Origin of the sequence: Pseudomonas sp. O39, assembly GCF_045447295.1 — a bacterium.
GTDB lineage: Bacteria > Pseudomonadota > Gammaproteobacteria > Pseudomonadales > Pseudomonadaceae > Aquipseudomonas > Aquipseudomonas antarctica_A.
On record NZ_JBJGXV010000016.1, the window covers coordinates 41,222 to 61,836 of the forward strand.

Sequence of the window (20,615 nt, forward strand, 5' to 3'; positions counted from 1 at the left end):
AACTTAAAAACCGTATTTGCCCTGCGAGGAACACCCCATGAGTCTGTCCGGCCCGAACCGCAACCCCGCCGACTGTGAACCCACCTATGACGAAATCCAGCAGATCCAACTGGACCGTCTGCAACGGGTGCGCAACGAACTGAAAAAACGTGACTACGCCGCCTGTGTGCTGTTCGATCCTACCCACATGCGTTATGCCACCGGCTCACGCAATATGCAGGTGTACTCGGCGCGTAACCCGGCGCGCTATGCTTTTATCCCGGCGGAAGGCCCGGTGGTGATCTTCGAGTTCGGCGGCTGCCTGCACTTGGCCGAAACCCTCAATACCGTGGATGAAGTGCGCCCGGCCAAGGCGATCTCTTATTACTTCTGTGAAAGTTTTCTCGGCAACGTCACTGCCGACTGGGCCGCCGAGATTGACGAGTTGGTGCGCAAGTGCGGTGGCGGAAAACGCATCGCGATTGAAAGCGCCACGTCGGCGGCGGCCTTCGAATTGCAAAAGCTCGGCTACCAGGTGTTTGACGCCCAGGAACCGCTGGAGCGTGCGCGCTGCATCAAGGTGCCCAACGAGCTGAAGATGATCCGCGCCAGCCTGCGTGCTACCGAGGCCGGGGTGCGGTTGATGGAAAGCAAACTGACGCCCGGCATCACCGAGAACCAGCTGTGGTCGCACCTGCACCAGCATGTGATCGCCACCGACGGCGACTACGTCGAGACCCGCCTGCTCTCCTCCGGGCCACGCACCAACCCCTGGTTCCAGGAATGCAGCACGCGGCCGATCGAAGCCGGTGATCTGGTCGCCCTGGATACCGACGTGGTCGGCCGCTTCGGCTACTACGCGGACTTTTCGCGCACCTTCCTGTGCGGCGACCAGGCCGCCACCGCCAAGCAGCAAGAGCTGTACAAACTCGCCTATGAGCAAGTGCAAACCAACGTCGAAATGCTCAAGGCCGGGCGCAGCTTCAAGGAATACGCCGAGATGGCCTGGAAGATTCCCGAGCATTACAAAAACAACCGCTACTTCGCCCTGGTGCACGGGGTTGGCATGACCGGTGAATACCCTTACGTGGTGCACCGCGAAGACATTGACGCGCTGGGTTACGACGGCGTGTTCGAGGCCGGCATGACCATCTGTGTGGAAAGCTACATCGGCCACGACGACGGCGGCGAAGGCGTGAAGCTTGAAGAACAGATCTATATCCACGAACACGGCATCGAGTTGCTCTCCGATTACCCGTTCGACCCGCGCCTGTTGCCACGCTGAACGCGTCTAGCGCGACAGGCGGGCCTGGGCAGGACCTGTAACATGCATTTATAGAACGTTACATCGCAGAATTTGTCGTTTGTCGATCTTTGCGCAAATGACAAAACTGCGGGCATCTCTAATAAAAACAACATGAGAGCTGCCCTATGTCCTGTCCCATTGCCCGCCTCCTGACTTCGTTGCGCCTTGTTCTTCTGCCGGTTTCACAGCGGTCCGTGCTGCGCCTTGGCGGCGCGTGCCACTGACCCTTGCGGTTCAACAAAAACGCATATTCGCAAGTACCGGAGAGGCTTATGAAAGAGTTGACTACCCTGGACGGCGCCGCGCCGCATCCAGCCGTAAATGACCTGTGTGCCCAAGTCCAACGTGGCGAGATCAACCGCCGCCAATTCCTGCGCACCGCCGCCCTGCTGGGCATCACCGTGGCCAACGCCAGTAGCTTTATCGGCTCGGCCTTGCTCGGCAACGACGCCCAGGCCGCCGACGGCACGCCCACCCGCCAAGGCGGCAGCCTGCGCTTTGCCTGTGCGATTCAGGAAATCCAGGACCCGATGCTGATCACCTGGATCGAAGCCTCGAACCTGCTGCGCAACTCGCTGGAATACCTGACCTGGGTCGACGCCGATAACATCACTCACCCCTACCTCGCCGAAAGCTGGAGCCCCTCCGACGACCTCACCACCTGGACCTTCAACCTGCGCCAGGACGTGAAGTGGAGCAACGGCGACAGCTTCAACGTCGACGACGTGCAGCACAACATCGAGCGCTGGATTGCCGCTGACTCCAAGTCGGTCAACCGCACCGCCTTCCAGGACATCAAGGCCTTCGAAAAAGTCAGCGACTACCAGTTCCGCCTGCAGCTCAAGCGGCCGATGCTGGCGATCCCGGAGATGCTCAACGCATTCACCTGCGCCATCGTGCACCGCAGCTTCAAAGCCGGTGATGACTGGGCGAAAAACCCGCTGGCCACCGGGCCGTTCAAGCTGGTCGCATTCGCGGTGAACAAACAGGCGACGTTCGCCAAACGCGCCGATTACTGGGGCAAGCCCGCCAACCTCGACGAGCTGCGCTACATCGACATGGGCACCGACGTGTCCACCCACCTCGCCGCCTTGCAAGCCGGCCAAGTGGACGTGCTGTACCGCGTGACCGTGGCCGAGCTGGACCTCGCCAAACGCCTGCCCGGCGCGCAATTGCTCACCTGCAAATCCGCGCAAACCGTGGTGATGCGCATGGCCTGCGATCAAAAGCCATTCACCGACCTGCGCATCCGCAAGGCCGTGGTGCTGTGCGCCGATAACGCGCAGATGCTGAAGATCGCCTATCGCGGCATGGGCACCCTGGGCGAAGACCACCATGTGGCGCCTTCCCATCCCGAATACTTCCCACTGCCCAAGCGCAACCGCGACGTGGCGACGGCCAAGAAATTGCTGGCCGAAGCCGGCTTCCCGAATGGCATCGACATCGACCTGATCGTCGGCAACACCCAGGGCCGCTACGAACAGGACTGTGCGCAGATCCTGCAACAAAATTGCCTGGAAGCCGGAATTCGCATCAACCTCAAAGTGGTGCCGGCCGCCCAATACTGGCCGATCTGGGACAAGGCGGCGTTCAGCCTCACGTACTGGGCCCATCGCCCGTTGGGGGTGATGTCCCTGGAGTTGGCCTACCGCGGCGGCGGCGCCTGGAATGAAAGCCACTACAGCGACCCGGCCTTCGATGCCGCACTGGACAAAGCCATGGGCATCATCGACCCCAAGCAACGCGCCGTGGCCATGCAAAGCGTCGAGCAGATCCTGCAGGACGCCTGCGTGATCGTGCAGCCGTTCTGGGGCGACAAGTTCACGGCCGTGAGCAAAAAGGTCCAGGGCTTCCAGGTGCACCCTTCCGACTTCTACCCCATGGGCAGCGTGTGGCTAAGCGCCTGAGTTAAGGCGCAAACGCCCTGCCCGCACGCGGGCAGGCATCCCAATATTTGTCGGAGCATGCACCCATGGCTCATTTTCTATTGCGCAAATTACTCGCGCTGGTGGCGACCCTGCTGTCGGTGTCATTGATCGTGTTCCTGGCCCTGGAGCTGAACATCGAAGACGTGGCCATCAACGTCCTTGGCCCCTACTCCGCCGCAGACCAGCGGGCGGCGTGGCTGGTGGAACATGGCTACAACCAACCTTTTGTGTGGCGCTACCTGGTGTGGCTCAAGGACTTTGTCAGCGGCGACTGGGGCACCTCAGTGTACTTTCGTGAGTCGGTGATCAAGCTGTTGCTGCCCAACCTGGCACAAACCCTGACGCTTGCCGGGCTGGCCTTGCTGGTGATGGTGCCTGTGGCATTGACACTGGGCATTCTCGCTGGCATTCGCCAGGGCTCGGCGCTCGACCGCCTGGTGTCGTTCCTGTCGATTGTCACCACCTCGATTCCCGATTTCGCCAGTGCGGTGTTCGTCTCGGCAATCTTTGTGTTCTGGCTCAACTGGCTGCCGGGTGTCAGCAGCATGAGCGACGGGTTCAGCGCCGTGGAACTGGTGCTGCCGCTGATGGTGTTGTGCTTGTTCGGCATCGGCTACCTGGCGCGAATCACCCGGGCGTCGATGGTGGAAGTGATGCAGTCGCCGTACATCCGCACGGCGCGACTCAAAGGTGCCTCCACCGCACGCATCGTCGTGCGCCATGCCCTGCGCAATGTGCTGATCGCACCGATCACGGTGATCATGCTGTACATCCCGTGGCTGCTGTCCAACGTGATCGTGGTCGAGGTGTTCTTTGCCTACAAGGGCTTCGGCTCGTTGCTGTACACCGCGTCGCTGAACCATGACGTGTACCTGATCGAAGCCTGCGCCATGGTCAGTGCCGTCGTGGTGGGCATCACCAAGATTTTCTCGGACCTGGCCTACACCTGGCTCAACCCGCGCATCACCCTGCGCAGTCTCGGCGGAGGTGCCCAATGAATCGCCTGCACGCCTTCAAACATCCCCTCGCGTTGCTCGGCCTGCTGCTGGTGGGCGGCTGGGTCTTGGTCGCGCTCTTTGCGCCGTGGCTGGCGCCCCATGATCCGCTGGAAAGCTTTACCCCACTGCTGACCCCGCTGACGAGCGGCGACAACGGCCAAAGCTTCCTGCTGGGCACCGACATGATTGGTCGCGACATTCTCTCGCGGCTGATCTGGGGCACCCGCACCGTGCTGTTCTGGTCGATCCTGGCCACGCTCACTGCGTTCGCCGTGGGCATCGCCATGGGCCTGTGCGCCGGTTACTTCAACGGCTGGGTCGATGCCGTGCTGTCGTATGTGGCCGACACGGTGCTGTCGTTCCCGGTGCTGGTGTTGTACATCGTGATCATCATCGCCCTCGGCGCGTCGGCGCTGAATATCCTGATTGCGGTGACCTTCACCAGTGCCCCGGCGATTTTCCGCATCATGCGTGCCCTGACCATCGACATCCGCTCGCGGGACTACGTCCTCAGCGCAATCACTCAGGGCGAGGGTTCGCTGCGGATCATGCTGGTGGAAATCCTGCCCAACTGCGGCGGGCCGCTGATAGTCGATTTCTGCCTGCGCATCGGCTACACCGCGATCATGATCGGCGCCCTGGGCTTTCTCGGCCTTGGCCTGCCGCCACCGACCCCGGACTGGGGCGGCATGATCAACGACGGCCGCGCCATGGCCATCGCCTTCCCGCACCTGGTGATCTTCCCGTGCATTGCCATTTCCACCCTGATGCTGGGCTTGAGCCTGCTGGCGGACGGCCTGGATGAAAACGCCCAGCAAGGCGCAAGGAATTGAGCATGAACCCACAACCAGTATTACGGGTGCAAAACCTGTCGATCGAACTACCCGCCGGCGCCGATCGCAGCCACGCCGTGCAAGGCATCAGCCTGGACGTACGCAAGGGCGAAATCCTCTGCGTAATCGGTGAATCCGGCTCGGGTAAATCAGTGCTGTCGGCGGCGATCATGGGCGATTACGCCAAAGGCCTGCGGCATGCCGGTGGGGTGATCGATTTTCTCGGCGACGACATCTGCAGCCTGGACGAAAAACGCCTGCGCGAACTGCGCGGCAACCGCATTGCGATGATTTTCCAGGAGCCCATGGCGGCGCTGAACCCGGCGATTCGGATCGGCAAGCAAGTCGAAGAAATCTTCGCTATCCATGCCCCGCAAATGCCCCAGCGCGAACGTCGCGAACGCACGCTCGCGCTGCTCGAATCCACCCAGTTGCCCGACCCGCCACGCATTGCCAACAGCTTTCCCCATCAACTGTCCGGTGGCCAGTGCCAGCGCGTGGTGATTGCCATGGCGTTGGCGATGAACCCCGACTTGTTGATCGCCGACGAGCCCACCACGGCACTCGACGTAACCACCCAGGCCCAGGTCTTGAAACTGGTGCGCGAGCTGCGTGGGCGTGGCCAGCACGGCATTCTGTTTATCACCCACGACTTCGGCGTGGTGGCGCAAATTGCCGACCGCATTGCCGTCATGGAAGGCGGCCGCCTGGTGGAAATCGGTGAGCGCGACCAGGTGCTGAATGCCCCGGCGCACGCCTATACCCGCAAGCTGATCGCGGCAGTGCCGGCGCTGCACCCGGAATTGCACACGCCGAGCGCGGATGGCGAGTTGGCGTTGCGCATCGAAAACCTGACCAAGACCTACAACGTCGGCGGCAGCTCGGTGGCGGCGCTGCGCAACGTGTCGCTGAACCTGCTACGCGGCAAAACACTGGCGATTGTCGGCGAGTCCGGCTCGGGCAAAAGCACCCTGGTCAAAGCAGCCATTCGCCTGGTCGACAGCGACAGCGGGCATGTGTGGGTCGGCGACACTGATTTTCTGGCCTTGCGCGGTTCGGCCCTGGCGGCCAATCGGCGGCGTATCCAGATGATCTTCCAGGATCCGTACGGCTCGCTCAACCCACGGCACCGCGTCGGTGACATCATCGCCCGCGCCGCGCAATTGCGTGGCTTGTCGGCCAAGGATGCCTGGGCCGAGGCCGGTGACTTGCTCGAACAGGTCGGCCTCAAGCGTGATGCGCTCAAGCGCAAGCCGCGACAGTTTTCCGGTGGCCAGCGCCAGCGCATCGGCATCGCCCGCGCCCTGGCCATGCGCCCGGAAGTGCTGATCGCCGATGAAAGTGTCTCGGCGCTGGATGTGTCGGTGCAAAAACAGGTGCTGGAGCTGCTCGCCGACCTGCAACAGCAGTTGAACCTGAGCATCCTGTTTATCACCCACGACCTGCGCGTGGCGGCGCAGATCAGCGACCACATCGCCGTGATGCGCCAGGGTGAAGTGGTGGAATACGGCAGCGCCGAACAGGTATTGCTCAGACCACAGAACAGCTACACCCAGGCCTTGCTTGCCGCTGCGCCGGGCGCGACGCAACTACCGGCTGACGGGCCGCCGTTGAGGTTGATCCGCCCCGCAGCGCACTGAGTTGTCACCCTTTCCCTGCGTCGCAGCGTTCGCTGCGGCAACGGGCTGCTGTTGCCAAAAAATAACCAATAATGAGAGCGAAACCATGCGACCAACCCTACGTTACATCGCCCTGGTCCCTGTGCTCGGCGCCCTTGCGGCACCGGCCATGGCCTACCAGGTCACCGACAACCTCGACCTCGGCGGCGCCGTGCGTGCACGCTGGGACTATGACCCGGATCGCGACATCCAGAAGTTCGGCCTCGACACGGCCTTCCTCAGCGCCAAGTACAACTCCGACACCTGGATCGGCGAGGCGCAGTACCGGTTCTACGGGCGTTCCTACCCGTACCAGTACACCAAGAACTACGGCGATATTCAGTTCGCCAAGTTCGCGTGGGTCGGCTACAAGTTCAACCCGAACCAGCAGGTGCAAGTGGGCTTGAACACAGTACCGTTTGGTTTGCAGCCGTACTTTGGCAGCACCTTCTACGAAACCCTGGGCAACGTCATCGGCCTGGAAGACGTGCAACAGGTCGGCGCCAAATACATCCAGCAAAGCGGCGACTGGAATATCCAGGCCGGCTACTACCTGCGCCCGGCGTGGCAAGGCAAAGGCACCAGCAAGGGCGTGACCTACTCCAGCGTGATCTCCGAAGCCGACAGCTACGTGGGCGACGGCAGCAACAACCAGGAGCGCAACACCGTGGTGGTGCGCGTGGCCAAGGCCCTGGAGCTGGGCAACTGGAAATCCGAAGTCGGGCTTTCCGGCCTGACCTCCACGCTGGAAAACAAAGACACCAACGACGACGGCCGCCGCAACGCCGTGGCAATCCACTACCTGGGCAAGAACGGGCCATGGGGCGTGCAATTGCAGGCGGCGCGCCAGCAAATGTCACCGCGCAACCCGGGCACCAATAGCGTCGTCACCTTGGGTGGCTACGACGGGACGTTCAACGTGGCCAGCCGGGGTAATTTATACGTGGCGGATTTGAGCTACGACGTGGGCGGCAAATACCTGTTTGACCAGATCAGCGGTGTAAAGCTGTATGCCAACTACAGTGCGTTTGATAAATCCGAGAGTCAGTTCAAGACCTCACAGCGGGTGATCCTCGGCACGTCGTTTTCGGTGAGCAAGTTGTGGGTCGCGACGGAGTGGTTGATTGGCAAGAACGATCCGTATATCGGCGGCAGCAGCTATACCGAGAGCTTGGGCGCGGGTGGGAGTAACCAGTGGGAGAATCAGCTGTATATGAACATTGGGTACTACTTCTAATCGGAGGCGATACCACTGAAGCCTTCGCGAGCAAGCCCGCTCCCACAGTTGGAATGCATTCCTCCTGCGGGAGCGGGCTTGCTCGCGAAGAGGCCGCTACAGGCACTATAAAAACAACCAGTGTGGAAGTCCTTTCATGCGCCAACTGCCCGCTCTCAACATGCTGCGCATCTTCGAAGAAGTCGCCCGCCACCGCAGCTTCAGCCAGGCTGCCGTGGGCCTTAACGTGACCCAAGGCGCCGTCAGCCGCCAGATCAAACAATTGGAAGACTACCTCGGCGTCGCCCTCTTCATCCGCACGCCCCAGGGCCTGTCCCTGACCGAAGCCGGCTTCGCCCTCTCCCCGCACCTGAGCGACGCCTTCGACCATATCGAACGCGCCCTGCAAGCCGTGCGCGTACCCAACCTGCGCCAGCGCCTGCGCATCGTCGCGCCGCCGACCTGGGCCACGCGCTGGCTGTCGGCGCACTTACGACGCTTTTGCGAGCGCTATCCGGCTATCAACCTCAGCGTCACGCATCAGAACAGCCATGACAGCCTGGCAGAGATCGACTGCCGAATTCGCTTCGGCCTGGAACCAGACCCGCATTGCCGCAGTGAATTGCTGGTGATGGAACGCCACATCGCCGTGGCCAGCCCGGAGCTGTTCAGCGACGGCCAACCGCCCAACCTGCAGCGTTTCCCATTGCTGCACATCCTGCACGACGGCAAGCGCTTGAAGGTCTGGGAAAACTGGCTGGCCGCCATGGGCCGGGACGACATCGACGCGGGCCAGGGCCTGGAATTCAGCACCCTGGACCAAGTCATACACACCGCCCTGGCTGGCGGCGGCCTGGCCGTGATAGACCGGCAAATGATCGAGCGCGAACTGGCTACTGGCAGTTTATTGCCGATCACCGCGGTGGAAGTGATCGGCCCGTATGGTTATTGGCTGGATGTGGCGGCGGACAAGCAAGGGTTATCCAAGGTTCGGTTGTTTACCGAGTGGTTGAACCGAGTGCGTAACCCTTGATAGCGACTACATAGCCATTGTTTGGGTAATGGCGGCGATGGGCTCCATGGAAGCTGGCCTGCCTGCAATGGCATCCACTGCTTATGCCTGATGTACCCGAGGTGTCTGCATCGCAGCGGTTCGGCGGTCCGACAAGCCAGCTCCCACAGAAAAGTAGCTCTGCTTCTGCTGTGCTTTTGCCCTGCTTTTGCTTCAACCACTCAGGTCGGCTACCAGGCCGCCGTGCTCTGCTTTTGATCTGCTGTTGATCTTGATCTGACAGGCCCCGTTAACCACGCTGGCCGAACGCAGGCTTGAATCCGTGGGTAACCCGGCAGGACGCCGGGTTAGCCGCACTGGGCCAAGGATGGCCCATTGCGGCGGCCCACGGATTCAAGCCGGAGTGCGGGCATGCCGAGCCTAGGCGAGGCACCGAGTGGTGGGGCAAAGCGTTTTTTGGTTACTTTTTTAGGCGTTTTGTAAAAAAGTGACCCGCCGTAAGGGCGGACCCCTAAGCCGCCGTTACCGCAGCAACGGATATGTACACCAACACCCCAACACCCCCGACACCCCCAACACCCCCAACACCCCGCTACCGCAGCCAAGCCAGCGCCCACCTTAGAGCGACGTTGTCTTACAACCCCCCCATCAACAAGTATTTGATCTCCAGATAATCATCCAGCCCATACCTGGAACCTTCACGACCCAGCCCAGACTCCTTGATACCGCCAAACGGCGCGACTTCAGTAGAGATAATCCCTTCGTTGATACCCACCATGCCAGCTTCCAGACCTTCAGCCATGCGCCACACCCGGCCGATATCACGACTGTAGAAGTACGCAGACAACCCGAACGGCGTGTCATTGGCACGTTGCAGCACCTCGGCCTCATCCTTGAAACGGAAGCACGCCGCCACCGGCCCAAAGGTTTCTTCCCGGGCAATCAACATATCGCCATGGGCTTCAGTCAGGATGGTCGGTTCGAAGAAGGTGCCCCCCAACGCGTGGCGACGACCGCCACACAGCAGCTTGGCGCCCTTCTCCAACGCATCGCCGACATGGGCTTCAACCTTGGCCAGCGCCGCCGCGTTGATCAGCGGGCCCTGTTCGGTTTCGCCGTCCAACGCGCTGCCCACACGCATCGCGCTGACCGCCTCCGCCAATTTGTGGGTGAAGGCCTCGTACACCCCGTCCTGGATAAAGAAGCGGTTGACGCACACACAGGTCTGCCCGGTGTTGCGGAACTTGGAGGCCATGGCACCTTTGACGGCGGCCTCCAGGTCGGCATCGTCGAACACAATGAAGGGCGCGTTGCCGCCCAGTTCCAGCGAAACTTTTTTCAGCGTGTCGGCGGCCTGGCGCATCAGCAGCTTGCCGGTGCGGGTGGAGCCGGTGAATGACAGTTTGCGCACCACGCTGGAAGCTTGCAGTGCGCCGCCAATGGCGACGGCATCACCGGAGACGATGTTGAACACACCCGCCGGAATACCCGCCTGCTCCGCCAGCACCGCCAGGGCAAATGCCGACAGCGGGGTTTCTTCCGAAGGCTTGAGGATCATGGTGCAACCGGCCGCGAGCGCCGGGCCGACTTTGCGGGTGACCATCGCCAGCGGGAAGTTCCACGGGGTGATGGCAGCCACCACGCCAATCGCTTCCTTGGTCACGATGATGCGTGCATCAGCCTTGTGGGTCGGGATCACGTCGCCATAGGCGCGCTTTGCTTCTTCGCCGAACCACTCCAGAAAACTCGCGGCGTAGACCACTTCGCCCATCGCTTCGGCCAGGGGTTTGCCCTGTTCCAGGCTCAGCAGTTGGGCCAGGTCCTTCTGGTGGCCCAGCATCAGTTCGCTCCAGCGCTTGAGGCGCTGGCTGCGCTCCTTGGCGGTGAGCTTGCGCCAGGCCGGCAAAGCGCGGTTGGCGGCCTGGATGGCCAGGTCGGTGGCTTGCGCGCCCGCGCGCTGGACGTCTGCGATCAAGGCGCCATTGGCCGGGTTGAGCACCGGGTACGTCGGCCCACCGCTGGACCATTGGCCATCTATGTAGTTGCCAGTACGGATCAGCGGGTTCATGCCACGGCCTCGATCAGGTTGAAACGGTCCAGGCCCGGGCGGGCCTCGCGCAGGATGCGCTTGCCGGCGGTGTAGTCGTTGATCACATCGCACGGGGTGTAGTTGCGTTCCAGCTCGTGCAGTTCTTCGGCATCCAACTGGGTGTCGAGGGCCGCGAGTGCGCTGTCAAATTGCGCGGTGGTGTCGGCGCCCACCAGCATCACATCGACGCCGGGATGGTTGGCGACCCAGGCCTGGGCGATCTGCGCATTCGACACGCCACGGGCACGTGCCACGCGTTGCACCGAATGGGCGATGTCGAGCGACGCCTGGTCGCTGTACATCTGCTGGGTGAAGAAGTCGGTCTGGTTGCGGGTCGACTGCACTTCGCCGGTGAGCAAGCCACGGGCCAGCGGGCTGAACACCGAGACACCCAGGCCCTGGTCGCGGCAGAACGGGATCATCTCGCGCTCTTCTTCACGGTAGGCGCAGTTCAGTTGCAGCTGCATATTGATCGGCTTGACCCAACCATTGCGCTCGCAGGCCATGAGGATCTTGGCCAGTTGGCCGGTGAGCATGGTCGATACGCCGATATAACGGGCCTTGCCGGAACGCACAATGTCGTTCATCGCGGCCATGGTTTCTTCGACCGGTGTATTGACATCGAAGTAATGCAGCATGAACACGTCGACGTAATCCATGCCCAGCCGGCGGAGGGACGCGTCGATGCTGTCCATGATGTGCTTGCGCGAGTGGCCGCTGGCGTTGATGCCATTGCGGGTGCCATAACCGACTTTGGTGGTGACCACGATGTCTTCACGCCGTGCCACGCGCTTGAGGATGCGCCCCACCACTTCTTCGCCGACACCCGCCGAATAGAAGTCAGCCAAGTCGATGAAGTTGACGCCGTTGTCCAGAGCGTGAGCGACGATCGGCTCGCTTTGCTTCTCATCGAAGATCCACGGTTTCCAATCCGGGGTGCCCATGTTCATGGTGCCCAGGCACAGGCGCGAGACTTTCAGGCCGGAGTTGCCCAAACGGATGTAGTGCATGGCAGTCTCCTCAGGCCTTGGGCGTGTAGAAAGGATTGCTGATGTGGTTGACCACGTCGGCCAACTGCGCGGTGTGCGGTGTGCCGGTCAAGGCGGCGCGGATCGCGGTGCGGCAGGCGTTGTAGTTATTCAGGTAGACGGCGTCCAGGTCATCGCAGGCCGGGTTAACCCAGTTGGCGGTAACGATGGCCCACTCGTCTTCGGCTTCCGGCGGCAACGTGCCGTCGAGCAAGGCTTCGAGCACCGCCTTGGCGATCCCGGCCTGGGACGCGCCCCAGGTGGCATTGCCGTGCAGGTCACTGCCGATGGCGGCTTTGTTGACGTAAAGGGTCATGGGTTTGACCGGGATATTCGGCTGGGCAATCACCATGAACGGGCAATGGCCCTGGCTTGGGGATGCGAGGCTGGTGGCGAACGCTTGGCCGGCAGGGCCATTGCGTGGGCCGATCAGGATGTTGATGTGGGCAGCATTGACGCCTGGGCCTTCGAAGCCTTCGCCGATGTACAGATCAAGTGATTTCATTTTCGCAAACGCTCATTGTTGTTATGGGGAGCTTGTTGGCGAATTTTTAGCACTGGGCGTTGAGGCGGCCGTAACCATTAAAAGTCATAGGGGTGTGAGTTTTGCTCATGGCCCCTGCGACGATCGGTGCCCGCTTGTGCCGTTGACCTGGTTTGTTACACACCATATAGTGTGCCCACAAACAGAACAGACCACTACATAGTGTGCAGCATCGGTATTTACTGACCACACTACGCGCAGTATTTCAATGCCTAGTAGCCTGCAAAACGCATATTTTTGGACGGGCTTAGACGCCGTCAAAACAGAACAGGAAGGAGTATTTCAATGCTGAGTTGGGATGAAGTCGACAACGAAGACACCGGTGCAGCGGTGATCAAAGGCGCCAATGCCGGCCACGCCAGCGAAGCCAACATGGACCGCCTCGACGGTGCCGGCGCCGCTGCTGCGCTGGAAGCACGCAATGTGACTGCCAACGACTCCGCTGCGATCATCCGCGCCAAGGCCGCCCTGGACAAACTCGACGTCGCCGAAGGCCTCGCCGAGCTGGAAGGCTCCGCCGCCCGCGTCGCCGTTGACGAAAAGCGCATGATCAACTGCCGCGCCGACCTCAACCAACTCGTGCCCTTCAAGTACGACTGGGCCTGGCAAAAGTACCTCGACGGCTGCGCCAACCACTGGATGCCGCAAGAGGTCAACATGACCGCCGACATCGCGCTGTGGAAAAACCCCGAAGGCCTGACCGACGACGAACGCCGCATCGTCATGCGCAACCTGGGCTTCTTCTCCACCGCCGACTCTCTGGTTGCCAACAACCTGGTGCTGGCCGTTTACCGCCTGATCACCAACCCGGAGTGCCGCCAGTACATCCTGCGCCAGGCCTTCGAAGAAGCGATCCACACCCACGCCTACCAGTACTGCATCGAATCGCTGGCCATGGATGAAGGCGAGATCTTCAACATGTACCACGAGATCCCATCGGTGGCTAAAAAAGCCGCGTGGGGCCTGAAGTACACCCGTTCGATCTCCGATCCGAAGTTCGAAACCGGCACCGTCGAAACCGACAAAGAACTGCTGCGCAACCTGGTCGCCTACTACTGCGTCCTCGAAGGCATCTTCTTCTACTGCGGCTTCACCCAGATCCTGTCCATGGGCCGCCGCAACAAAATGACCGGCGTGGCCGAGCAGTTCCAGTACATCCTGCGCGACGAGTCGATGCACCTGAACTTCGGTATCGACGTGATCAACCAGATCAAAATCGAAAACCCACACTTGTGGGATGCCGAGATGAAGGAAGAAGCGACCCAGATGATCCTGCAAGGGACGCAGCTGGAGATTGAATATGCGCGCGATACCATGCCGCGTGGGGTGTTGGGCATGAATGCGGCGATGATGGAGGATTATCTGAAGTTCATCGCGAACCGTCGTCTGTCGCAGATTGGCTTGAAAGAAGAGTATCCAGGCACCACCAACCCGTTCCCGTGGATGAGTGAGATTATGGATTTGAAGAAAGAGAAAAACTTCTTCGAAACCCGCGTGATCGAGTATCAAACTGGCGGCGCTTTAAGCTGGGACTGATTGATGCGGATGTGAGAGCGGGCTTGCTCGCGAATGGGGTGTATCAGTCACTGTAGATGGCGACTGACACACCGCTTTCGCGAGCAAGCCCGCTTCCACATTTGGATTATCGCCATTCAGCAAACCCAGGACGCATCCCGCTCCGTCTGCAAGCCATACCGTTCAATCGCTTCCTGGCACACCCGCGCCTCCACACTGCCCTGTTCCACCAACGCCGTCAGCGCCGCCAGCACTATGTGGTGCCGATCGACCTCAAAGAAATCACGCAACGCCGCCCGTGTATCACTGCGACCGAACCCATCGGTGCCGAGCACGGTGTAGCTGGCATCCAGGTACGAAGCGATCATCTGCGGCACCGCGCGTACATAGTCGGATACGGCAATCACCGGTGCGCCTTGGGGCAAGCAGTCCTGCACATGGCTGCAACGCTTGGTAGCCTGCGGGTGCAGGTGATTCCACCGCTCGACGTCCCGCGCTTCCCGCGCCAGTTCGCTGAAACTGGTGACGCTGAACACCTCGCTCGCCACTTGCCAATCCTCGGCCAGCAACTGCGCGGCGGCCTGGGCCTCACGCACCAGGGTGCCGGAACCGAGCAGGCGCACCCTAGCGTCGACGGCGCCCTCCAGCCTATACATGCCCTTGATAATCGCCGCCTCTACACCCTCGGGCAGGCTTGGTTGCGGGTAGTTTTCGTTCATCAGGGTCACGTAGTAGAACTCGTCCACATCGTGCTCGAGCATCTGGCGCATGCCGTGGTCAAGAATCACCGCGAACTCACCGGCAAACGCCGGATCGTAGGCCCGGCAGTTGGGCACGGTGGCGGCAGTGAGGTGGCTGCTGCCGTCCTGGTGCTGCAGCCCTTCGCCGCCCAAGGTGGTGCGCCCGGCGGTGGCGCCGAGCAGGAAGCCACGGGCACGTTGATCGGCGGCAGCCCAGATCAGATCACCGACGCGCTGGAAACCGAACATCGAGTAGTAGATGTAGAACGGCAACATGCGCAGGCCATGCACCGAATAGCTGGTCGCCGCTGCCACCCAGGAACTGATGGCGCTGGCTTCGCTGATGCCCTCTTCAAGAATCTGCCCGTCGGTGGCTTCGCGGTAGCTGAGGATCGAGCCAATGTCTTCTGGCTCGTAACACTGGCCGACACTGGAATAGATGCCAATCTGCTTGAACAGGTTGGCCATGCCAAAAGTGCGCGCCTCATCGGCGACAATAGGCACGATACGCGGGCCCAGGGCCTTGTCCTTGAGCAGGTTGGTGAGCATGCGCACGAAAGCCATGGTGGTGGACATTTCCTTGCCCGCCGCCGCCGTGGCGAAACCGGCGTAACCCGCCACTGGCGGTACGCTTACCGGTGCTGCGAGCTGGCTGCGGCTGGGCACATAACCGCCCAAGGCATGGCGACGTTGACGCAAGTAGCGCAGTTCAGGGCTGTCATCCGACGGTTTAAAGAAACTCAGCGATTCGGTCTGCGCATCCGACAGCGGCAGTTGGAAGCGATTGCGAAAGGCAAGCAGCGCCTCGCGATCCAGTTTCTTCTGCTGGTGAGTGGTCATCTTGCCCTGCCCGGCCTCGCCCATGCCGAAGCCCTTTTTGGTCTGGGCCAGGATTACCGTCGGCTGGCCTTTAACGCGGCGCGCGGCGTGGTAGGCGGCGTGGATCTTAACCATATCGTGGCCACCGCGTTTCAGGCGGTCGATCTGTTCGTCGCTCATGCCCTCGACCAGTTTGGCCAGAGACGCACTTTGGCCGAAAAAATGTTTGCGGTTATAGGCGCCATCCTTGGCAGCGAAGGTCTGGAATTGCCCGTCGACGGTGTGCGACAGGGTATTCACCAGTGAGCCGTCGCTGTCCTTGGCGAGCAAGGCATCCCAGTCGGAACCCCACACCAGTTTGATCACGTTCCAGCCGGCACCGGCAAATAACGCTTCCAGTTCGTCGATGATTCGACCATTGCCGCGCACCGGGCCGTCGAGGCGTTGCAGGTTGCAGTTGACCACCCAGGTCAGGTTGTCCAGGCCTTCGCGGGCGGCCAGGGTCAGGGCCGACATGCTTTCCGGTTCATCCATTTCGCCGTCGCCGAATACGCCCCACACGTGGCGGTCGGTAGTGTCCAGCAAGCCGCGATGCTGCAGGTAGCGCATGAATCGCGCCTGAAAAATCGAACTGATCGGGCCAATACCCATGGAACCGGTGGGGAACTGCCAGAAGTCGGGCATCAACCACGGGTGGGGGTAGCTGGAGAGCCCGCGTGCGCCGGCTTTTGGCGCTCCGATCTCTTGGCGATAGTGGGTCAGGTCGTTTTCGCTCAAGCGCCCTTCGAGAAAGGCACGCGCATAAATGCCGGGTGCAGAATGCGGTTGGTAGAACACCAGATCGCCGCCGAACCCGTCTTTGCGGGCGCGGAAGAAGTGGTTGAAGCCCACTTCGAACAAATCCGCCGCACTGGCGTAACTGGCGATATGACCACCGAGTTCGCCATATGCCTGGTTAGCCCGTACCACCATGGCCAGGGCGTTCCAGCGCACCAGCGAGGCCACCCGCTCTTCGGTGGCGAGGTCGCCGGGAAAGGCCGGCTGCTGCTCAACGCTGATGCTGTTGATATACGGCGTACCGTGGCGCGGTTTCCAGTCGATAGCCGGGGCGCTGCCTTCCCGTGCCAGCAGGTCTAGAATCTGGCGCGCCCGCGCAGGCCCGGCATTGGCCACCAGCGACGCCAGAGCGTCACGCCATTCGTCCTGCTCTACTTGATCCACAGCGGTGTGACTGACTGCACGCGCGAAACCGTTCATGGGCACCTCCGGGCTTTTTTCCAGTTTATGTCGGTGCCAGAGGTTTTTTTGACTGTTATACCCCGTGCGCTAGAGCACTTTGAGCATGAATCACTGCCAATCCGCTTTTTTCCAGCACGATGTGCTCCAGCCCCCCTGAAACCCGTAACTGTGTTTAAAATGCCGCCCGCTCAAAGACCGACGCTGAATGATGAACCCAGACGCACTCGCTACCTTGCACGCCCATTTGCTCACCGCCCTGGCCGGCGCGCCGGCTGAAACCCGGCGCTTGTTCCATGGCCGTGGCCGCTGCTGGCCCGGGCTGGAACAACTGACGGTGGACTGGCTGCAAGGCGTGGTGCTGGTTGCCCTGTTCAAAGAGACGGAGCAACTGGATGCCTTGAAGCAGCAACTGGTGCAGATTGATTGGGCTCGCTTCGGTGTTCATACGGTCGCCCTGCAACACCGCTATCTGCCGCAGAGCACCACCGAATGGCTGGTGGGCGAAGCGATGGATGAGCTGACCATCACCGAAGGTGGCCTGCGTTACCTGATCGACCTGGGTAAAAAACAGAACAGCGGGCTGTTTCTTGACATGCGCTACGGCCGCAACTGGGTCCGCGAGCAGGCCAAGGGCCAGCGCGTGCTTAACCTGTTCGCCTATACCTGTGGGTTTTCGGTGGCCGCCATCGAAGGTGGCGCGGACCATGTGGTGAACCTGGACATGGCCCGTGGTGCCCTGAGCCGTGGGCGCGACAACCATCGCCTGAATGGTCACGACCTGAGCAAGGTCACCTTTCTGGGCCACGACTTGTTCAAGTCCTGGGCCAAAGTCACCAACAGTGGCCCCTACGACCTGGTGATCATCGACCCGCCCTCTTTTCAGAAAGGCAGCTTCCTGCTGACCAAGGACTACCAGCGCGTACTGCGCCGCCTGCCGGATTTGCTCACGGAGCAAGGCACGGTATTGGCCTGCATGAACGACCCGGCCTTCGGCGAAGACTTCCTGATTGACGGTGTAACCCGCGAAGCACCGGGCCTGCGCTTTGTCGAGCGGCTGGAGAACCCACCGGAATTTCCGGATATCGACCCTCAAAGTGGTCTGAAGGCGCTGGTGTTCCGTCAGGGCTGATGCCGAAACGTCCTACGCTTGCTACGCTAAGTGATATACCGGGAGGGTGAACCTTATCCCCCCCTTCCCGGTCGATACCTGCATCCCCTGGCCAGACTCGACGGCGTTACGTCGTCGGCTGCCCCGTTTGACCTTTTGGAGAACCGCCCGTGATATCGACCCTGCATGTAGCCAGACTCAAAGCCTGGGGCGCCCACGGCTTTACCGCCACCGGTGTGGTATTGGCCTTCCTGGCCACCCTGGCACTGCTGGAAAACTCACCCAAGGCTTGCCTGCTGTGGCTGGGCCTTGCGCTGGTGGTCGATGGTGTCGACGGCTCGCTGGCGCGCCGAGTGAATGTGAGTACGGTATTACCGAGCTTTGATGGCTCGGTGCTGGACCTGGTGATTGATTACCTGACCTACGTGTTTATTCCGGCACTGTTTATCTACCGCTATATCGACCTGCCGGACTTTACGCACCTGTTCACGGTTTCGGTGATTCTGGTGTCGTCGTTGTTCTGCTTCTGCAACGTGAATATGAAGAGCAAGGACAACTACTTTGTCGGCTTCCCCGCCGCGTGGAACGTGGTTGCCCTGTGCGTCTACATCATCCAGCCGCAAGCCTGGGTCACGTTGCTGACCGTGATCGGCCTGGCGTTGTTGACGGTGACCCCCATGAAGTTCCTGCACCCGTTCCGGGTCAAGCGGTTCATGCCGATCAATATCGCAGTCACCACGATCTGGTTGCTATGCAGCTTTTTGATGGTGGTGGATTATCCGAATACCAACCCGTGGACGTTCGGGCTGTGGTCGCTGATGTCGGCTTACTTCCTCGGGATTTGTGTGTGGCGCACCGCGCTGGAGTGGTTAGGCACACACCGTTAATAAAGTGGGCAGGATTTAAAAGGTGGGAGCAAGCCCGCTCCCACATTTGGTTCTGCCTTCATCAGACAGGTAAGATACTGGCCTTCGGTACAGCCCCTTCGCTGCGCCCTGCCAATAATAAGCCCTGCCCATGCCCTTCGAACTCAGCGTTGACCTGACCACCCTCGCCATTCTCGCCGTCGTTGCCTTCATCGCCGGTTTCATCGACGCCATCGCCGGCGGCGGCGGCCTGCTCACCACGCCGGCCCTGCTGACCGCCGGCATGCCGCCACACCTGGTACTGGGCACCAACAAACTGAGTTCGACGTTCGGCTCCGCCACCGCGAGCTTCACCTTCTACCGGCGCAAACTGTTTCACCCGCGCCAATGGGTCCATGCCATCGTCGGCACCCTGATCGGGGCCCTGGCCGGTGCGGTGGTCGCCCACTACCTGCCCGCCGAAACCCTGAACAAAATGCTCCCGGTAATCGTGTTCGGTTGCGGTGTGTACCTGCTGTTCGGCGGCACGCCCAAGGCGCCGCTGGATGCCGATGCACCCATCAAGAAGAAATGGCAGTCCACCCAAGGCTTCGGCCTGGGCTTCTACGATGGCGTGGCCGGGCCCGGCACCGGCGCGTTCTGGACGGTGAGCACGATGCTGCTGCACCCGATCGACCTGGTCAAAGCCAGCGGCGTGGCGCGCAGCATGAACTTCGTCAGCAACGCGGCGGCGCTGTCGGTGTTCATCTTCAACGGTTCGGTGGACTGGATCGTCGGCCTGGCGATGGGCTTCTCGGTGATGGGTGGCGCGTTCTTTGGCGCACGCAGCGCGATCAGCGGCGGCGCCAAATTCATTCGCCCGGTGTTTATCACCGTGGTGCTCGGCCTGACCGTGCGCCTAGCCTGGCAGCACTGGTTCAGCGTGGCCTAAGCGCCGAGCCAGGTAGAGGTCGATCAGGTAGCGCGCAATCGAGCGTGACGCCGGCAACGGCGGCAGGTCGTGGATGTTGAACCACTGCGCGTCTTCGATCTCGTCGGCCTGGGGCACGATGTCGCCGCCGGCGTACTCGGCATGGAACCCCAGCATCATCGAGTGTGGGAACGGCCAGCATTGGCTGCCCATGTACTGGATATTCTTGACCTCCACCTGCACTTCTTCGCGTACTTCGCGAATCAGGCAGTCTTCAGCGGATTCACCCGGCTCGGCAAACCCGGCCAGGGTGCTGTAGACACCGCTGACAAAGCGTGGCGAGCGTGCCAACAGGATCTCGTCGCCCCGCGTCACCAGCACGATCATGCTCGGCGAAATCCTCGGGTAGCTGCGCAGGTCGCACGCCTGGCAATACATCGCCCGCTCCCGTGGCACCTAGACCATGGCCTGGCCGCAACTGCCGCAAAACCGATGTTCCCGCGCCCATGTGCCGATCTGCGCGGCGTAACCCAACACTTTGTACAGCGTGTGGTCGCCTTGCAGCATGAAGCCGCGCAAACCCTGCCAACTGCAACCCGGCACGTCACTGGCCGAGTTGAGTTCAAGCAAGTACACCGGCTCGCCATCGAGGTGGCCGATGCCATGTTCGGCGAACACCGAGAGGTCCTGGCGCTTGAGCCATTCCCGGGGAAACAGCGGGCCGTTGGTGTCATGCAAAAAGCCTTCGCGGCTGCGGGCGACGGCCCAGCCGCCGGGGGCGTCGTTGTCGAGCAGCGTTGTGGTAATCCAGCCTGGGGTCATGTCGG

General features: G+C 61.3%; 15 protein-coding genes and 1 pseudogene. 11 read left to right on the forward strand and 5 right to left on the reverse strand.

Annotated features, from left to right (window positions below; translation table 11 throughout):
* Positions 1-37: 37 nt before the first annotated feature.
* The 7 genes from ACI77D_RS19745 to ACI77D_RS19775 all read left to right on the forward strand — a co-directional run bounded on the left by ACI77D_RS19745 (position 38) and on the right by ACI77D_RS19775 (position 8,951).
* Entirely contained in the window at positions 38-1,264 is a 1,227-nt protein-coding gene (locus ACI77D_RS19745) for a Xaa-Pro peptidase family protein (protein WP_064452220.1), read from the forward strand.
* A gap of 293 nt (positions 1,265-1,557) precedes the next feature.
* Positions 1,558-3,192, forward strand: coding sequence for an ABC transporter substrate-binding protein (locus ACI77D_RS19750; protein WP_407017303.1), 1,635 nt, complete (start codon positions 1,558-1,560; stop codon positions 3,190-3,192).
* A gap of 65 nt (positions 3,193-3,257) precedes the next feature.
* Positions 3,258-4,211 (forward strand): ABC transporter permease, encoded by a 954-nt coding sequence (locus ACI77D_RS19755; protein WP_221294621.1) that lies wholly within the window; start codon positions 3,258-3,260, stop codon positions 4,209-4,211.
* Positions 4,208-5,044, forward strand: a complete 837-nt coding sequence (locus tag ACI77D_RS19760) for an ABC transporter permease (RefSeq protein WP_064452217.1) — start codon at positions 4,208-4,210, stop codon at positions 5,042-5,044. The genes ACI77D_RS19755 and ACI77D_RS19760 overlap by 4 nt, the downstream gene beginning before the upstream one ends.
* A gap of 2 nt (positions 5,045-5,046) precedes the next feature.
* Positions 5,047-6,684 (forward strand): dipeptide ABC transporter ATP-binding protein, encoded by a 1,638-nt coding sequence (locus ACI77D_RS19765; RefSeq protein WP_407017304.1) that lies wholly within the window; start codon positions 5,047-5,049, stop codon positions 6,682-6,684.
* Between the two features lie 85 nt (positions 6,685-6,769).
* Entirely contained in the window at positions 6,770-7,939 is a 1,170-nt protein-coding gene (locus ACI77D_RS19770) for a hypothetical protein (RefSeq protein WP_064452215.1), read from the forward strand.
* A gap of 136 nt (positions 7,940-8,075) precedes the next feature.
* Positions 8,076-8,951, forward strand: a complete 876-nt coding sequence (locus ACI77D_RS19775) for a LysR substrate-binding domain-containing protein (protein ID WP_064452214.1) — start codon at positions 8,076-8,078, stop codon at positions 8,949-8,951.
* Between the two features lie 613 nt (positions 8,952-9,564).
* Here the strand turns inward: ACI77D_RS19775 and ACI77D_RS19780 are convergent.
* From ACI77D_RS19780 to fae, 3 genes are read right to left on the reverse strand one after another with little or no spacing between them, the layout of a single operon-like run.
* The gene (locus tag ACI77D_RS19780; RefSeq protein ID WP_064452213.1) at positions 9,565-10,998 is read right to left on the reverse strand and encodes an NAD-dependent succinate-semialdehyde dehydrogenase; all 1,434 of its coding nucleotides are present in this window, start codon (positions 10,996-10,998) and stop codon (positions 9,565-9,567) included.
* Positions 10,995-12,029 carry an aldo/keto reductase gene (locus tag ACI77D_RS19785; protein WP_407017305.1) on the reverse strand — a complete coding sequence of 345 codons (1,035 nt, stop codon included), beginning with the start codon at positions 12,027-12,029 and terminating at the stop codon, positions 10,995-10,997. The genes ACI77D_RS19780 and ACI77D_RS19785 overlap by 4 nt, the downstream gene beginning before the upstream one ends.
* Positions 12,030-12,039: 10 nt before the next feature.
* Complete coding sequence (gene fae, locus ACI77D_RS19790) at positions 12,040-12,552, reverse strand: formaldehyde-activating enzyme (protein ID WP_259762594.1); 513 nt, start codon at positions 12,550-12,552, stop codon at positions 12,040-12,042.
* Positions 12,553-12,876: 324 nt separating this feature from the next.
* Here fae and ACI77D_RS19795 point away from each other — a divergent pair, with 324 nt between their 5' ends.
* Positions 12,877-14,127 (forward strand): ribonucleotide-diphosphate reductase subunit beta, encoded by a 1,251-nt coding sequence (locus ACI77D_RS19795; protein WP_005788524.1) that lies wholly within the window; start codon positions 12,877-12,879, stop codon positions 14,125-14,127.
* A 116-nt stretch (positions 14,128-14,243) separates the two neighbouring features.
* On the opposite strand, the gene mdeB is transcribed toward ACI77D_RS19795, so the two are convergent.
* Positions 14,244-16,922, reverse strand: a complete 2,679-nt coding sequence (gene mdeB / locus ACI77D_RS19800; protein WP_407017306.1) for an alpha-ketoglutarate dehydrogenase — start codon at positions 16,920-16,922, stop codon at positions 14,244-14,246.
* Between the two features lie 190 nt (positions 16,923-17,112).
* On the opposite strand from mdeB, the gene ACI77D_RS19805 reads away from it, so the two are divergent.
* The 3 genes from ACI77D_RS19805 to ACI77D_RS19815 all read left to right on the forward strand — a co-directional run bounded on the left by ACI77D_RS19805 (position 17,113) and on the right by ACI77D_RS19815 (position 19,809).
* The gene (locus ACI77D_RS19805) at positions 17,113-18,033 is read left to right on the forward strand and encodes a class I SAM-dependent methyltransferase (protein ID WP_407017327.1); all 921 of its coding nucleotides are present in this window, start codon (positions 17,113-17,115) and stop codon (positions 18,031-18,033) included.
* A 149-nt stretch (positions 18,034-18,182) separates the two neighbouring features.
* Complete coding sequence (gene pcsA, locus ACI77D_RS19810) at positions 18,183-18,899, forward strand: phosphatidylcholine synthase (protein ID WP_053256299.1); 717 nt, start codon at positions 18,183-18,185, stop codon at positions 18,897-18,899.
* A 130-nt stretch (positions 18,900-19,029) separates the two neighbouring features.
* On the forward strand, positions 19,030-19,809 hold the full coding sequence (locus tag ACI77D_RS19815) for a TSUP family transporter (RefSeq protein ID WP_053256300.1): 780 nt from the start codon (positions 19,030-19,032) through the stop codon (positions 19,807-19,809).
* Here the strand turns inward: ACI77D_RS19815 and nudC are convergent.
* Positions 19,777-20,610, reverse strand: a pseudogene (gene nudC / locus ACI77D_RS19820) (NAD(+) diphosphatase). The gene ACI77D_RS19815 and the pseudogene nudC overlap by 33 nt on opposite strands.
* Between the last annotated feature and the right edge of the window lie 5 nt (positions 20,611-20,615).

Coding starts and splice junctions, on each gene's coding strand:
- ACI77D_RS19745 (WP_064452220.1), top strand. CDS start 38: ATGAGTCTGTCCGGCCCGAACCGCAACCCCGCCGACTGTGAACCCACC.
- ACI77D_RS19750 (WP_407017303.1), top strand. CDS start 1,558: ATGAAAGAGTTGACTACCCTGGACGGCGCCGCGCCGCATCCAGCCGTA.
- ACI77D_RS19755 (WP_221294621.1), top strand. CDS start 3,258: ATGGCTCATTTTCTATTGCGCAAATTACTCGCGCTGGTGGCGACCCTG.
- ACI77D_RS19760 (WP_064452217.1), top strand. CDS start 4,208: ATGAATCGCCTGCACGCCTTCAAACATCCCCTCGCGTTGCTCGGCCTG.
- ACI77D_RS19765 (WP_407017304.1), top strand. CDS start 5,047: ATGAACCCACAACCAGTATTACGGGTGCAAAACCTGTCGATCGAACTA.
- ACI77D_RS19770 (WP_064452215.1), top strand. CDS start 6,770: ATGCGACCAACCCTACGTTACATCGCCCTGGTCCCTGTGCTCGGCGCC.
- ACI77D_RS19775 (WP_064452214.1), top strand. CDS start 8,076: ATGCGCCAACTGCCCGCTCTCAACATGCTGCGCATCTTCGAAGAAGTC.
- ACI77D_RS19780 (WP_064452213.1), bottom strand. CDS start 10,998: ATGAACCCGCTGATCCGTACTGGCAACTACATAGATGGCCAATGGTCC.
- ACI77D_RS19785 (WP_407017305.1), bottom strand. CDS start 12,029: ATGCACTACATCCGTTTGGGCAACTCCGGCCTGAAAGTCTCGCGCCTG.
- fae (WP_259762594.1), bottom strand. CDS start 12,552: ATGAAATCACTTGATCTGTACATCGGCGAAGGCTTCGAAGGCCCAGGC.
- ACI77D_RS19795 (WP_005788524.1), top strand. CDS start 12,877: ATGCTGAGTTGGGATGAAGTCGACAACGAAGACACCGGTGCAGCGGTG.
- mdeB (WP_407017306.1), bottom strand. CDS start 16,922: ATGAACGGTTTCGCGCGTGCAGTCAGTCACACCGCTGTGGATCAAGTA.
- ACI77D_RS19805 (WP_407017327.1), top strand. CDS start 17,113: ATGAACCCAGACGCACTCGCTACCTTGCACGCCCATTTGCTCACCGCC.
- ACI77D_RS19815 (WP_053256300.1), top strand. CDS start 19,030: ATGCCCTTCGAACTCAGCGTTGACCTGACCACCCTCGCCATTCTCGCC.